Here is a 14,606-nt window from a genome sequence, read left to right as displayed (position 1 = left end):
GTTCAGGCGCGGGTGAACTGGCATTCGCGCACCGCGCCGCGCAGGCCGGTGGTCTTCTGCGGCGCCGACTTGACCTTCACCGTGCGGTAGCTGATGGAGACCAGCTCCGAGGGCACGCCCCAGTGGCCGCCGGAGTTGAGCACCAGCCGGCAGATGCGGGCGTTCTCCAGCACCAGCTCGAAGGTCGACTGCGCATCGGGGGCGCGCTCGTCGCCGCCGGCCTTGAAGGCGCTGATGACGACCTTCAGGTCTTTCTCCTGCGTGCGCAGCAGGCTGGCGAGCGTGGCGGTGGCCGCGTCGCTGCGGCGCGCGACGATCAGGTTGTTGGGCACGACCTGGTTCTGGCTGGACGACTCGGGCACCTGCACCGACCAGTAGTAGCCGCCGATGTTCAGCCGCGCCTTGCCGTCTTCGAAGGAGCGGTCGAGTTCGGCTTCGACGGGCGCGCCCTTGTTCTCGATCAGCATGACAAGGTCGGTTTCCGCGGAGCCGGTGCCGATCAGGTCGTAGAACTGCCGGGCGTCTTCAGGGCTCCAGGAGCCGTCGTCGAGAAATGCCATATCACCTCCGGGGTGCAAAAGAAAAAAGATGAATCGAAATCGCACGCGCCGGCTTCATGGCCGGACTCCGCCGTCCGCAGCGGCGCTTCTGCGCAGCAAGGCCGCGAACACCTGCCGCTCGCCACTCTCGGCCGGCGGCTGGCCACCGCGCACGCGCACTTCCGACACATCGGCCTGCGCGTAGCCCACGCCGAACAGGCGCGGCGCGCTGTAGGGCGTGGCGGGGACCGCCATGACCAGCAGGCGCGCGTCGCCGGCCGCATCGAGCCACGGCAGGTCGAAGCGCTTGACCGAGGGCTGCTCGGCCGTGCCGCGCTTGAAGCGGTTGGTTTCGCCGAGCTCGTCGGGGTAGACCGACTGCAGGTTGCCGCGCGCATCGATGCCGGTGATGACGAGGTCGAGCGAGCGGCCGCTGGTGTTGCGCACAGTCAGGCGCACGCGCTCCCCGGTGCGCGCGGCGGGCAATGCGTTGGCCGCCTGCGAGACGGGAACGCTGCGCAGCATGCGGTCGCCGCTCCACACCTCCAGCGCGGCATCGAAGCCGTCGAGCTGGCCGTCCTTGCCGTAGCCCTGCAGCTGCGAGAGCCACTTGAGCTGCGCCAAGGCCTGCAGGCGGCGGCGCAGCGCGGCGGTGTCGGGCAGCACCACGGTCGAGACGTTCGCGCCGAAGAGCGGCGCGAGCAGCTCGAGGCGCTGTCCCGAGGCGCCGAGATCGGTCCAGCGCACGTCGGCGGTGGCTGCGTCGTCGGCCAGGCGGATCGCCGCCGGATAGTCGAGGCTGAGGCCGGTGGGCAAGGGCTTGTCGGCGCGCACGCGCAAGGCGATGGCGGCCGGCTCGGTCATCGGCGTGACGCTCCAAAACGCGCTGCCCGACACCTCCTTCAACGCCGCGGGCACAGCGAGCCACGCGCCGCCGAGCTTGATCTGCGCCACCGTGGCCGGCGCGCTGCGCACGGCGCCGTCGTCGAGCGTCGCGATCACACGCAGCTCCTGCTGCTGCGCAAGGCCGTCGAGCAGGCCGGCCTTGATGGCCAGGCTGTCGCCGCTGCGCTGCGCGCGCCACACGGGGCGCGTGGACGCGGGCGCGCCGCTGTTGGCGAACAGCGGCGCATCGAGGTTGCCTTCGGCCACGGGCGACGGCAGCTCGCGCGTGGGAAAGCGCTGTGCGAGTTCGTCGATGACCGACGGGTACAGCGCGAGCACGCCGTCGAACAGGTCGCGCCAGGTGGCGGGCTTGCGCGACAGCGCCTCGACCATGGCCCAGGTCAGCAGACCCTGCGGCCGGGCGTTGCGCGCCTTGCGGGGCAGGCGCAGTTCGGGCGTGATCTGGTGGCTCTCGGAGGCGAAGAAGGCGACGTAGCGGGCGCGCGGCACGGCTTCGGCCGGTGTGGGCGGCGTCAGGGGCCGCACCGGCGCTGCACCGCCAGTCAGTTGGGTCGCTCGCAGGCCGCGCCAGCGCACCTCGTCGTCGCTCGGGCCTTCGGCGGTGGCGGGTGCATCGGCGGTGCCGCGCGTCATGGAGTTGGCGGAGCAGGTATCGAACACCGAGGCGACGAACACGTTCTTTGCAAGGAAGGACTGGATCCACGCATCGAAGTCGGCGTCGCGCAGGTCGCCCGTGAGCACGTTGTCGCTGCCCAGCGTGCCGCGCACGTCGCGCGCGAGGAAGTTCTCGGAGAGGCCATCGGGCTCCTGGTAGCGCTTGGCGATGTCGCGCAGCCGGGTGCCGTGGCCGGAGAAATACAGCAGCACGAAGTCGCCGCTTCTCGACTGCGCGAGCAGCTTGGCGAGTGCCTCGTGGATGGCCTGCGATTCGGGCAATGCGGCGCCATTCACGCCATCGGCGAGCATGGCGATGTCGGACGCCGCGAAGCCCTGCTTGAGCAGCGCATCGCGCATCAGCATCACGTCGTTGCGCGGCGCCTGCAGCCACAGCGCCTGCGGCTGGTTGGCGAGTTCGGAGACGCCGACGAGCAGCGCGCGCGGGGTGGCGAAAGCAAGGGTGCAGCAGGCGATCAGCCACAGCACGAGCAGCACCTGCAGAACGCGAAGTTGTGTTGCTCCTTCCCTCTTTGGGAGAAGGCTGGGATGAGGGCGGGCAGAGCGCCCATCGGATGCGCTGAGTGCCCCCACCCCGGCCCTCCCCCGGAAGGGGAGGGAGAAAAATGCCGACAGCATTCGCACACCGCGCGTTTGCATTGCTCCTTCCCCCTCTGGGGGAAGGCTGGGATGGGGCGGGCAGAGCGCCCCATGGATGCGCCGCGTGCCCCCACCCCTGCCCTCCCCCAGAGGGGGAGGGAGGAAGACAACAAACGCGCGCGGTGTGTCACGGCCGCTGCTCCCGGGCCGGCCCGGCCGACTCGACCAGCGGCGAAGCCGCGAGCACCGCCAGCGCATCGACGGGCTCCGGCACTCGCAGGCGCCACGCGCCCTCGCCGCCCGGCCCGCCCACCACATCGGCCGAGATCGACTGCAGCAGCCGGTCGGCCTCGTCCATGCGCACGCCCGACTTCCAACGCACCACGAGGTCGGCCCGGGTCGGCGCAGGTGCAGCAGGCACGGCGCGGAATCGCACCTCGTCTTCCTCGGACGCACCGCGGCCGCCCAGCACCCCGATGTTCTGGATCACCACGAACAGCGCCAGCACCGCGAAGGCCGGGCGCGCCCAGCCTTCCGCGCCGAACCAGCGGCGGATGCTGCCCCACCAGCCGTCTTCCGGCCGGGACTGCGGCTGCGCACGCGAAGATGAAGAAGAAGAAGGCGAAGAAGCCGATGCATCGCCCTGCGGCCGAGCCAGCGCCGCCCCCAGCCGCAGGCCCGCGTCGCGGTACAGCGCCTGGTAGTCGGCTCGGGGGTCCTGCGGACCGAGCGGCGTGCCCGACAGCACCGAGAACACACCGCCCACGCTGCGCAGCGCGATGCGCCCCGGTTCAGGCGCAATCGCCAGCGAGGCGTGCGCGGCCCACTCGTCGTGCACCGCGCGGATCGCGGCGAGACGCGTGGCCGACACCTCGCCCTGCACGCGCGCGCACAGCTGCGGGCTCGGCTCGAGCGTGAGCACGTTCCAGGTCTGGATCACGCCGAACATCGGCTCGAAGGGCTCGTCCTCGGGCTCCAGCAGCACGTCGAAGGCAGATGCCCAGTCGGCCTCGCCGGCGGCCATCCAGCCTTGCCAGAGTTCGCCGTGGATGCAGCGGTCGAGCAACACGCCGAGCAGCCGCCCTTCGTGCACCACGCTGACGAGGCGGCCCGGCGCCCAGCGCGCCGGGAAGGCACGCTGGGCGACAGCCTCGCGGCGCCGGGCCAGATCGGTGAGGGGCAGCAGCAGGTCGGATGCAGCGGCTGCGGCAACGGGTTCGGCTCCCGTCCCGGGGCACGAGCCCGGCATGGCCACGGTGGCCATGCCCGGCGGCGACGCGTCGTCAGGCACGGCCGTGCCCGTTTCGAACGCTTGGCGGATCACGCTGAGCGGGGGCCAGAGGTCGTGGGTCATGGCGTCTGTTCCTGAATGGCTATGTCTTCAGGCATAAGACGCTTCAGCACCGAGGATTTTGAAAACCTGCAGGATCGCGGCCATGTTGCCGGGCTCGATGGCGATGCCCAGCGTCTGCTCGATCCAGCCGCCGAGCCGGGTCTTGGCGTAGTCCGCGGTCAGCCCCTCGCGCTTGTGCACGAGGCCCAGCCGCCCCGCGCGGTAGTGGTACGACGCAATGGCGTGGCGCGAGGCGACGCCCGACAGCCCGCCCTCGGCCTCCTTGCCGAAGCCCTCGCACAGCAGCAGGCGCTCGGGCTCGGGCAGCCCGGCGATGAAGGCACGCGCGGCGAGCTGCACGGCCTGCGCGCTCAGGCCGTGTTCGGCCAGGCAGCCGTCGAGGTCTTCGCCGGCACCGATTTCGTCCTCGAGCTGCGCCTCGGTGATCTGGTCGCCGATGGACAACTTGCGGCGAAACGAGCTGGCGCGCGTGCAGTCGATGAGGTAGCGGCGGAAGTAGGCGCACAAGGCAAACGCCGTGGAAGGCGCGCTGTGGCCTGCGCGCTCGTCGGCCTCGTCGGGGTCGGCGTCGAGCCGCAGCACCTTCACGTAGATGAACTGTGCCACCAGCTCCTGCCGGCCCTCGCCCAGCACCTGCAGCTCGGGCGGATTGCAGGCCACCAGCGCCTCGCCGACGATGCGGTACATGGCGCCCATGTCGTTCGGAGACAGCGTCTGCCTGCGCCGCCAGAGGCGGACGAGTTCACTGCTTTCCGCGGACGAGAGGGTTTCCTGCATGAAAAATCAAGGCGCCCAATCGATCAGTCGTCGACGCAGCTGCCCTCCGATGGCACCAGGCACTGCGGCAGGTTCGCACCCACCGCCCCGCCGCGCGTGCGGATGGCCGACGAGGCCGCGGCCTGCGCCACCGCGAGGCCGCGCGGCAGAAGAATCCACAGCTGCCCGCGCTCCTTCATGCGGCGCGCGTTGGTCGCTGCCTGCTGGCCGTTGCCGAAGAAATAGTCGGCCCGCACCGCGCCGCGGATGGCGCCGCCGGTGTCCTGCGCGATGGTCAGGCGCTGCATCGGCGCGCCGCTGCCGGGCGTGCGGGTCGACACGAACACCGGATAGCCCAGCGGCGTGCTGCGCGGATCGACCGCAATCGAACGCCCCGCCGACAGCGGCACGCCGAAGGCGCCCACCGGCCCGCCCACCGGCGAGATCGATTCCTTGAAGAACACGTAGCTCGGGTCCTTGATGCCCGAGCCGCTCACCGCGCCAGCCGCGCGCCGCCCCGGCACGACGACCGGACCGCTGGCCACCGGCCGCACGAGCGTGAAGCCGCGCGTGCGGATGGTGCCGCTGTCGACGGCACCGGTGTCGTCCTCGTCGCCGTCGTCCAGCTGCAGTTCGATGGACGAGCCGCGCACCTTTACCGGGCTGCGCGGCTTGCCGTTGGAGGCCTGCGCCAGCGTCGGGCGGAAGGGCTGGCCGTTCTGTTCGGCGTAGGCGACGCGCACGATGTCGCCATTGGCCATCCTGATGCGGCCCGAGCCCTGGATCTGCATTTCGTACAGCGCGGTGGCGCTGCTCACGAAGGCCAACACCTTGGCGTTGGGCGCGCCCTTGGTCTCGATCTCTTCGCGCGTGTAGTACGGCAGCAGCTGCTTGCCCTCGACCCGCAGGCGCACCTTGCGGTCGAGCGTGTCGCGCGAAATGCCCGAGAGATCGAGCGCATAGAGGCCCGGTGCGCCCATGTCGCGCGTGCTGAGGCCGGTCTGCACCACCACGTTGCGCCCTTCCACGCGCGCCGCCACCGTGCCGTTGCCGGCGGGCAGCTTGCGCGCGTCGGCGAACAGCATGTCCTCGGGCTGGCCGTAGACGGGGTAGATGAAGGGTGCGCCGTACTGGCGGGCGCCCGCGATCTCGGGCTCGAAGTAACCGGTGACCACGCCGTCGGGCCTGCGGTCGTCGTCGCGGATCTGGTAGGCCGAGAACTCGCCCTCGAAGAAGCCGCGGATGGCGTTGTTGCTCTTGCCGTCGACCTTCAGCGCGCGGGCGCAAACCTCTTTCCACTCGGCGCCGCGCCCGGTCAGCACCTTGCAGCTGCCGAGGAAGGCAGGCCAACTCTCGGAGAAATCGTCGCGCGCCCAGCCCGGCACCGAGTCGAAGCCGACCGAGGTGTAGGTGGCGAGCTGCGTGGAGAAAGTGCGCGCCTGCCCGGCCACGCTGGTGCCGACAGGTGGCGGCGTGCGCGAGGCAGTCGTGCTGCCCGCGGTGTCCGTCGTGGCCGCGCCGGTACCCGTGGCGGCCGGCGGTGGTGCGGCGCAGCCCGCCAGCGAGGCGATGGCGGCGGCAACGGCCCATCGGAGCGCGCAGGCGAGGCGCTGTTCGGGCTGCTGTTGCGGTTGTGAAGCGGTCATGAAAGTCTCCTTGTCCAGCAAGTGGCGGCCCGAGGGGCCAACGCCCTACAGACGATTACTTCTCGACGATTTTGAAATTCGCGACGCCATAGACGTCGTTGCATGGGGTGTTGGGCGCGCACACGGGCTTGCCCAGCAGCGGCGACGGACCGGTGCCGCGCGTGGCTTCGAGCGCGGCCAGCACCGGCAGCGGGAACACGGGGAACACGCCGTCGTTCTGCACGCCGGCGGCGCTGAAATCGCGCTCGCGCTCGCTCACGAGCACCGCGAACTGGTCGGTGCCGGCCGGGCCGCCCGCGTCCATCGGCCACGAGGCGCGCGGCAGCGAGAGCGAGCCGCCGGCGGTGATCTTGTTGTACTTGTCGAGCAGGTTCGGGAACAGCAGGAACATCTCGCCACCGCTGGACAGCAGGAACACGTAGACGAAGCCCTCGCGCTTGCTGCGCACTTCGAAAGCGAGGCGGTCCTTGCCGATGGCGACCTCGGCCTTCTTCGGCGTGGCCGTCACGTCGAAGCCCGGGGCTGCACCGGCCGCGAGCGATTGCAGCGATTCGGCGGGCGTGCGCGGGGCCGGAGGCGGCGGTGGTGGCGCAGGCGCAGGAGGTGGTGCCTCTGCAACCTTGGTGTCGGTCGGCGGGGCCGGCGTGGCGGTGACGGTTTGCTTGCCGCCGCCGCTGTCCGCTTCACCGCCTGCGCGGCCCTGGAACCACCACCAGCCGCCACCGGCCGCGGCCGCGAGGACGGCGACCGATGCGAGTGCGGCGACAGTCTTGCTGCTGCCCTTTCCACCGCTGGCGGGAGTGGGTGCGGGTGCGGGCGGCTTGCCGCTGCCGGCCTTGCTGCCGCTGGCGATGACCGTCGCCGCATCGGCATTCGTGGTGGCCCGCGCGCCCGATGGCGGCTGCGTGCGCGGCGTCGGCGCGATGCTGTGCCCCACCTCGAGATCGAGCGCCGCGCGCAGCTCGGCCATCGACTGCGGCCGCTGCTCGGGCCGCACGCCCAGGCCCGCATCGATGGCTTCGAGCAGCCGCATGCTGTAGCGCTGGCGCAGGATCTCGTTGCCCGCGAGCGGCACGTAGCTGTCGGACAGCAGCCGCGCCACCGACGGCGGCGGCGCGCGGCCGCACACGGCGACGTGCATCACGGCCGCGAGTGCGTACACGTCGGTCCACGCGCCCTGCGACATGTCGGGCATCTCGGCGTACTGCTCGATGGGCGCATAGCCGGGCTTGAGGATGACGGTGATCGCCTGCGTCTTGTCGGTGATCACGCGGCGCGCGGCGCCGAAGTCGAGCACCACCGGGCGCCCGGAGCCTTCGAGCAGGATGATGTTGTCGGGGGCGATGTCGCGGTGGTAGCAGTTGGCGTTGTGCATCACCGCCAGCGCCTGCGTCACGCCGTCCATGATGCGGATCAGCCATGCCTCGTCGACACCGGCGGGGATGGCCACCAGGGCCTCCCTCAGCGTGTCGCCCCGGTAGAAGGGCATGACCATGTAGGTGGTGCCCTTTTCCTGCCAGAAGCGGTAGACCTTGAGCAGCGACGGATGGTCGAACTGGGCCAGCAGGCGGGCTTCGTTGATGAAGCTGCGCATGCCGAGGTCGAAGGTTTCGCGGTGTCGTTCCGACAGGGGGACCACTGTGCCGTCCTGCTGTCTTGTCGACAGCGACGTTGGCAGGTATTCCTTGATGGCCACGACGCGTTCGAGGGTGTGGTCCCAGGCCTCGTAGACTACGCCGAAGCCGCCCTGGCCTATGACTCTGGTGACTTCGAATTCTGCGAGGCGGCTGCCTACGGGGAGGAGGCCGGCTTCGGTGCTGCCCGTGGCGGGGCTGGTGACGGGAATGTTCGCGGCTGCACCGGCTGTGATGACGGTGGCTGATGTGTCGCCGGTTGTTGTCGGCTGCGCAGGCTTGTTGGGGACCACTCGGGTGCGGTCGTCGTTGGAGTCGGTCATTGACTGGCTCCTTGTTGGGGTGTGCTTTTGGTTTGCTTTCCGGGGCCGGGTCTCGCCCCGGCGGGCGACTCACTTTCTTTTGCTTCGCCAAAAGAAAGTAAGCAAAGAAAAGGCGACCCTACTGTCTGCGACCCTCCGCTTCGCTCCGGGCAACCTGCGGTGCTCGCGGTTCGCGGGGTCCCGCCCAAACTCGCTTCGCTCAGACAAGGGCGGGCCCTGATCCGCGAACCGCTGCGCTCCTCGGCGCAGCCAGAAGGGATTTGGGAACCGAACGCGCCATCGCTGCGCTCGGCGCGGGGCGGCTGCTGGCGCTGCGCGCCTGCAGCCACACGGGGGCCGAGCGAAGCGATGGCCCGGGAGGGTTCCCCTCCCCTCTGGCTGCGCCGAGGAGCGGAGCGTTTCGCGGATAAGGGCCGCAGCTGTTTGAGCGAAGCGAGTTCTGCGGACCCCGCGAAACGCGAGCACCGCAGGTTGCCCGCAGCGAAGCGAAGGGACGCAGACAGTGGGGTCGCCTTTCTTTGCTTACTTTCTTTGGCGAAGCAAAGAAAGTAAGTCGCCCGCCGGGGCGAGACCCGGCCTCGGGAAACAAGACGAAGAGAGGCGCTCATCTCACCCCTCCTCCGCAAAGCCGAGGAACAACGCCTCGAACTGCTCATCCCGAGGCAACCCGGTACTCAACATCCGAACCCCCTGCTCAGCAGCAGGATCCCCCAACCAAAGCGAGGCCCCAGCAACAGGCAACATCAACGACTCCACCGTGTTCTCGCGAACCGAGGCAGCAGCAGCAGCAGCAAACAACCTCTGCAGCACAGCATCGAACCGCAGTGCGTCCAGATCCCCATCCAGCCCCTCCAGCGCAGCCTGAGTCGCATGAGCCCACCACTGCAGCGCCGCAGCCAGCGCCGCCCCTTGAAGCTGTTCAGGCACCGCCTCATCAAGCTCCATCGCCAAAGCAAACGGAAAGTAGCGCCCCACCCCATCCACCGAAGGCATCAACACCCCGATCCACGCCCGCTCCCCCGCCACCTGCCGCCCCAGCGCAAAGCACCAGATAGGCGCCTCCAGATACCGCTCGGTCCAGTCCGCATGCCGATCCCGCAGCCGCGCCATGCCGCGCTGCAGCCACTGGTCCCACACGGCCCGGAACGGCTCCGGCAGCCGCCGGTGCGCGAAGTCGCCCATGCCCGGCAGCTTGCCGAACCACCCCGGCAACGCGGTCGATGCAAAGAGCGGCGATGAAGACTCAACGCTCACAACCCCTCCGGACAAGAAAACTCACGCAGCTCGCGCAGTCGGATCGGATGCTGCACGCTGTTCGTCGTCACTTCGAATCGCGTCTTGCGCGCGCCGATCTGGAAGGTGATGAAGAACTTCTCGGGTGCATCGCCGGCTTCGAGCTGCCCGTCGTCCAGCGCACGGAACAACGCCCACGGCCCGTCCACCGCCGCGCCCGAGCTGCCGGTGGTCGACGGCGGGCTCACCTGGATGCGCACCTGGTTGCTGCCCTTCGGTCCCGGCCACTGCACGGCCATGGGCACGACGGGACCATGCGCGTACTTCACGAGCTGGCCGTCAACGTCGAGGATGAACTGCGTGATGCCGGCGTCCATCTCCACGGGCTTGAAGTCCAGCCGCATCGACGGGCCCCGGCCGCCGCCGCGGAAGAAGATCTCCTTGATGCGCGCGGCGCGCTCGAACTGGGCGATCGCCTGGGTGGTGATGGCGCCGCGCTCGGCCACGGGCTTGTAGCGCCACGGGCGCGTGCTGGTGTCGACGATGGCGGCCAGGCGCTTCTGGAAGAAATCGTCCATCAACCCGCCGGGGCCGAACATCTGGCCGAAGTCCTCGGGCAGCACGTCGCGCTTGCTGCTCTGCACGAAGGGGTAGCGACCGGCGATGGCGCGCGCGCAGAACTCGGCCACCGGGCGCAGGTCCTGGCTCAGGTTGCCGCGCTCGGCCACCTGGGCCTGCGCGGCGCCGGCCTGGCTCAGGTTCTCGACCATCGAGCGTACCGGCTCGGGCAGCCGGCCCGCGTCGGACTTGAGCTTGCCGGCCACGTCGCCGGGCGGCGGCGAGGTGCGGCCCTTCACCGCCGTGTCGACCGCATTGAGGTACACGTACACCTCGTTGAAGAGCTTGAGCGCGTCGTCGATGGGCGCGGGCTGGTTGGGGCCGCCCGCGGTGACGAGCCGACGCAGCGACTCGAAGCGGTCGTCCACGATGCTCTCGATGCGCTTGCCCGGCGCCACCTGGCGGCCGGGGTCGCTGCCGAACAGGTCCTCCAGGCCCTTGCGGGTGTTGCGCACCGTCTCAGTGGCCTTGCTGACCACGTCCTTGTTGGCGTCGGCCGCGGGGATCAGCGTGGTCTGCTTGACCACCGCGCGCAGGAAGTTCGCGAGCGGCGAATCGACGCCCGAGAGGATGCGCGCGGTCTCGATGTTCTTCTCCAGGCCACTCACGCGGATCAGGCGCACGTCGGCGAGCAGCGCCTCCCACTGCTTGACGTATTCCTCCAGGTAGAGGCGGCGCACGCGGTCGGTCAGCGCGCCGAGCGCGGCCACGTCGCGCAGACGGTCGGCGGCGTTGCGGTCTTGCCCCAGCACCCACGGGTCTTCGTTGGCGAGCAGACCGGTGAGCACCGTCACCTCGTTCTGGAAGCGCTTGTGATAGCCGTCATACGTGAACATGCCCGGCACGCCATCGGACAGCGGCTTGCCGCTGATGCGCTCGAACACCAGCGGGCCCGAGGGGCCGGTGGCGTTGGCCACGCTGAAGGCCGGAATGTCCTTGCTGGCGCGCTGGCGCTTCAGGCGGCTGAACACGCGCTGCTCCAGCGGGTAGCTCGCGAGCACGGCGCGCACGCTGCGCACCAGGTTCTCGTCCATCTTGAGCGGCGAGCGCGGCGGGCCTTGCGCGATCAGCACGTCGAGCTGGTCTTCGAGCTGCTTGCGCTGGTCTTCGGGAATGCCGCGGTCGAGGTTGCGCGACCAGTCGAGCGTGATCCAGGCCTTGAGCGCCTCGGCGTCGAAGTGCTCGGGCTGGTAGAGCATCAGGTAGCTCTTGAGCGCTTCGTAGGTGAACTCGAGGTTGTCCTTCTGCGCGGTGCGCAGCTGGTCCTCGATGCGCTTGGCGATCTGCGGCAGGAAGGCGTCGTTGAGCGCGCGCTGGTGCGTGAGCATGGCGGCGGCGTCGAGCTTGTCGCCCTGGTAGAGGCCCAGCGTCATCGACAGCGGCTCGTCGCCCTGGCGGTTGTCGGGCGTCTTCCAGATGTCGCGCAGGCCCTGCAGCACGGGCGCGACCTCGACCAGGTTCTGCACGCGCGCGGGCAGCGCCGCGAGGTTCTGCCGGGCCGGCTCGACACGGGCCTCGACCGACTTCAGGTAGTTCATGTTCTGCAGCGTGCTGTAGCCCCAGGCGGCGAGCAGGCCGACGGTGACCAACGTCATGGCGGTCACGCCGATCACGCGCATGGTGTGGCGGCGGCGCTCCAGCTTCACGTCGGCGCCCGCGAGGCGCTGCTCGGGGAACACCACTTCGCGCAGCAGCGAGGTGAGGAAGTAGCTGCGACCGCTGGACTTCTGCGGCGCGAGCATCGCGCGCTCGATGCCGAAGCTGCGCGCCAGGCTGCCCATCACGCGGTCGATCGGGCTGCCCTCCTGCGTGCCGCTGGTGAAGTACACGCCGCGCACCCATGGCGGCTGCGCGAAGCGCGAGCCGGTGAACACCTGTTCGAGCAGGTCGGACAGCAGCGAGCCGATGGAGCCGAACTGCGCCGGAAAACCGAAGATCGCCGCGCGGCGCGTGCCGTCGGTCTCGCGCTGCATGCGCGCGATGAGCCCGTCGTTCACGCGGTTGTGCAGCAGCGCGAACTCGCGGTGAAAGGCCGTGGAAAGCCCCTTCTCCTCGACCTGCAGGTTCTCGTCGGCCGGCAGCGTGAAGCCGAAGACCTGCGCACGCTGCTCCTTGCCGAGATCGTCGAAGTAGTCGGTGAAGCCGTAGAGCAGGTCGCTCTTGGTGACGAGCACGTACACGGGCAGGCGCGTGGTGAGCTTCGAATCGAGTTCGAGCAGGCGCGCACGAATCGAGGCCGCGAGTTGCGTGCGCGCCTCCGGCCCCTGGCTCAGCAGGTCGGCCACGCTGACGGTAAGGAACACGCCATTGAGCGGGCGGCGCGGGCGCGCCTTCTTCAGCAGCCCCAGGAAGCCTTCCCACGCGCTCTTGTCTTCCGACTGGTGGCTGTCCTGCGTGGTGTAGCGCCCGGCCGTGTCGATGAGCACGGCTTCGTCGGTGAACCACCAGTCGCAGTTGCGCGTGCCGCCCACGCCGCGAATGGCGCCGGGGCCGAACTTCTCGGCCAGCGGAAAGCTCAGGCCCGAGTTCACCAGCGCGGTCGTCTTGCCCGCGCCGGGCGCGCCGATGAACACGTACCACGGCAGGTCGTACAGGTAGCTGCCGCCCGAGATCGACATCCAGTCACGCCAGCCCGGCTTCTTGCCGGCGGCGTGCAGGCGCATCTGCTTGAGCGTAGCGACGGCTTCGCTGAAGCGCGTGTCGAGGATCTTCTGTTCGCCGTTGACCGGCGCATCGGCCTTGGCGGCCGGGGCCTTCATGAGGCCGTCGGTCAGGTGCTGGCTCGCGCGGCGTGCGCGCCAGCGGCGGTACAGCGCGCGCAGCACCACGGCCAGCACGATCACGCCGATGACGATGGCGCGCACCATTTCGCTTTCGAGCGGCGCGAGCGAGCCGATCTTCACCAGCGGCCCGATCCACCAGATCAGCAGCGCGACGATGAGCAGCGCGAGCAGCGTCAGCAGCAGCGGGCTGAACAGGAAACCGAAGATTTTCTTGATCATTTCGCGGCTCCCGTATTCGCGGCGACGCGCTCGGGTTCCGTGAGCAGCACGATGTCGACGCGCCGGTTCTTCGCGCGGTTGGCCGGCGTGTCGTTGGCGGCCACGGGCTCGGCGTCGGCCTAGCCCTCGGAGCGCATGCGCGCCGGATCGACCAGCGTCGACAGCGCACCCTACACCGCATCGGCCCGCGCGGCCGAGAGGTGCCAGTTCGACGGATAGCGCAGCGAGCGGATCGGCTGGTTGTCGGAATGGCCGGTGATCAGCACCTCGCCCTTCACCTCGGCCAGCGCCTGCCCGATGCGGCGCAGCACCGGCAGCGACTGCGCCATCGGCTCGGCGCTGCCGGAGCCGAAGAAGGAGTCGCCGCGCAGCCGCACCACGCTGCGGTCGGCCTCGTCGGTCACCGTGACCAGGCCCTGCTTCACCTCGGGTTCGAGAAAGCGTGCGAGGCGCGGCGCCTTCGCCGGCAGGGCGGGCGGCGCGATCTGGATGTTGGGCGCGCGCAGGCTGGACACTGCGGCGTAGGTGGTGTCGGAGCGGTAGTTGAGCGTGAGCCGCAGGCCGAACCATGCGAGCGCGAGCAGCAGCGCGAAGCCCGCCGCGAACACCCACAGCGGCAGCGACTCGCGCAGCCGCACCGTGCCCGCGCCCTGCCCGCGCCAGTGCGGCGAGAGCTCAGGCTCGACCGCCGGGCGGTCTTTCGCGATCAGGTCCGCGAGGCGTTGGCGCACCGAGTCGAGCTGTGCACGGCCGTTGTCGACCACGCGGTAGCGGCCCTCGAAGCCGAGTGCGAGCACGCTGTAGATCAGCTCGAGCAGCTGGCGGTGCGTGGGCACGTCCTGAGCGAGTTTGGCCAGCAGCTGGAACACCTTCTCGCCGCCCCAGGTCTCGTTGTGGAACTGCACCAGCAGGCTCTGCTTGTTCCAGCCGGCCTGCACGCCCCAGGGCGTGTTGGCGACGGCTTCGTCGAGCGCGGTGCACAGCACGTAGCGCGCGGCGAGCACCGATTCGTTGCTCACCCCGGCGCGGCGGGCGCCGGCATCGAACTGGTTGACGGCATCGGCGGTGGAGGCGCGCAGCGCCGGCACGTTGGGCGGCTGCGCGAGGTTGCGCAGTTTGCCGATCAGCACCAGCAGCTTGCCGGCGGCCGACACCAGCGGGTTGAGCAGGCCGAGTTCGCCCACGTCGGCGACCGGCGTCGGGTCGGCACCGCCGAAGAAGGGCGCAGGCGATGCGGCCGGCGGCGTTCCTGCCGGCGTGCGCGGCTTCGGCTTGATGACCGTGCGCTCCGACTCGAAGGCGGCGAAGGGATCGGGAGGTGTGCTCATGATGGTGTTCCGT

8 protein-coding genes and 1 pseudogene are annotated in these 14,606 nt (G+C 69.9%); all 9 read right to left on the bottom strand.

Annotated features, from left to right (window positions below):
• Positions 1-2: 2 nt before the first annotated feature.
• Entirely contained in the window at positions 3-560 is a 558-nt protein-coding gene (locus ACEOAB_RS02040) for a type VI secretion system tube protein Hcp (protein WP_413748920.1), read from the bottom strand.
• A gap of 54 nt (positions 561-614) precedes the next feature.
• On the bottom strand, positions 615-2,597 hold the full coding sequence (locus ACEOAB_RS02035) for a caspase family protein (RefSeq protein ID WP_495653426.1): 1,983 nt from the start codon (positions 2,595-2,597) through the stop codon (positions 615-617).
• A gap of 289 nt (positions 2,598-2,886) precedes the next feature.
• Positions 2,887-4,053 (bottom strand): hypothetical protein, encoded by a 1,167-nt coding sequence (locus tag ACEOAB_RS02030; protein WP_495653425.1) that lies wholly within the window; start codon positions 4,051-4,053, stop codon positions 2,887-2,889.
• 27 nt (positions 4,054-4,080) lie between these two features.
• Positions 4,081-4,830, bottom strand: coding sequence for a hypothetical protein (locus ACEOAB_RS02025; protein WP_413751155.1), 750 nt, complete (start codon positions 4,828-4,830; stop codon positions 4,081-4,083).
• A 23-nt stretch (positions 4,831-4,853) separates the two neighbouring features.
• Positions 4,854-6,455, bottom strand: coding sequence for a murein transglycosylase A (mltA, locus tag ACEOAB_RS02020; protein ID WP_056594664.1), 1,602 nt, complete (start codon positions 6,453-6,455; stop codon positions 4,854-4,856).
• Positions 6,456-6,510: 55 nt separating this feature from the next.
• Positions 6,511-8,412, bottom strand: coding sequence for a protein kinase domain-containing protein (locus ACEOAB_RS02015; protein WP_495653424.1), 1,902 nt, complete (start codon positions 8,410-8,412; stop codon positions 6,511-6,513).
• Between the two features lie 609 nt (positions 8,413-9,021).
• Positions 9,022-9,666, bottom strand: coding sequence for a type VI secretion system-associated protein TagF (gene tagF, locus ACEOAB_RS02010; protein WP_495653423.1), 645 nt, complete (start codon positions 9,664-9,666; stop codon positions 9,022-9,024).
• A complete protein-coding gene (gene tssM / locus ACEOAB_RS02005) occupies positions 9,663-13,265 on the bottom strand; it encodes a type VI secretion system membrane subunit TssM (RefSeq protein WP_413750197.1) in 3,603 nt (1,200 codons plus the stop codon). Before tssM ends, tagF begins: the two co-directional genes overlap by 4 nt.
• A pseudogene (locus ACEOAB_RS02000) lies at positions 13,262-14,593 on the bottom strand (DotU family type VI secretion system protein). The gene tssM and the pseudogene ACEOAB_RS02000 overlap by 4 nt, the downstream one beginning before the upstream one ends.
• Positions 14,594-14,606 lie beyond the last annotated feature (13 nt).

It is taken from the genome of Variovorax sp. Varisp53, assembly GCF_059491555.1.
Note: the sequence above shows the minus strand (reverse complement) of the source record. Positions and strands in the feature narration are given on the sequence as shown.

What these genes read in the sequence shown, in the direction of transcription:
- ACEOAB_RS02040 (WP_413748920.1), bottom strand. Translation starts at nt 560, where the DNA reads ATGGCATTTCTCGACGACGGCTCCTGGAGCCCTGAAGACGCCCGGCAG.
- ACEOAB_RS02030 (WP_495653425.1), bottom strand. Translation starts at nt 4,053, where the DNA reads ATGACCCACGACCTCTGGCCCCCGCTCAGCGTGATCCGCCAAGCGTTC.
- ACEOAB_RS02025 (WP_413751155.1), bottom strand. Translation starts at nt 4,830, where the DNA reads ATGCAGGAAACCCTCTCGTCCGCGGAAAGCAGTGAACTCGTCCGCCTC.
- mltA (WP_056594664.1), bottom strand. Translation starts at nt 6,455, where the DNA reads ATGACCGCTTCACAACCGCAACAGCAGCCCGAACAGCGCCTCGCCTGC.
- ACEOAB_RS02015 (WP_495653424.1), bottom strand. Translation starts at nt 8,412, where the DNA reads ATGACCGACTCCAACGACGACCGCACCCGAGTGGTCCCCAACAAGCCT.
- tssM (WP_413750197.1), bottom strand. Translation starts at nt 13,265, where the DNA reads ATGATCAAGAAAATCTTCGGTTTCCTGTTCAGCCCGCTGCTGCTGACG.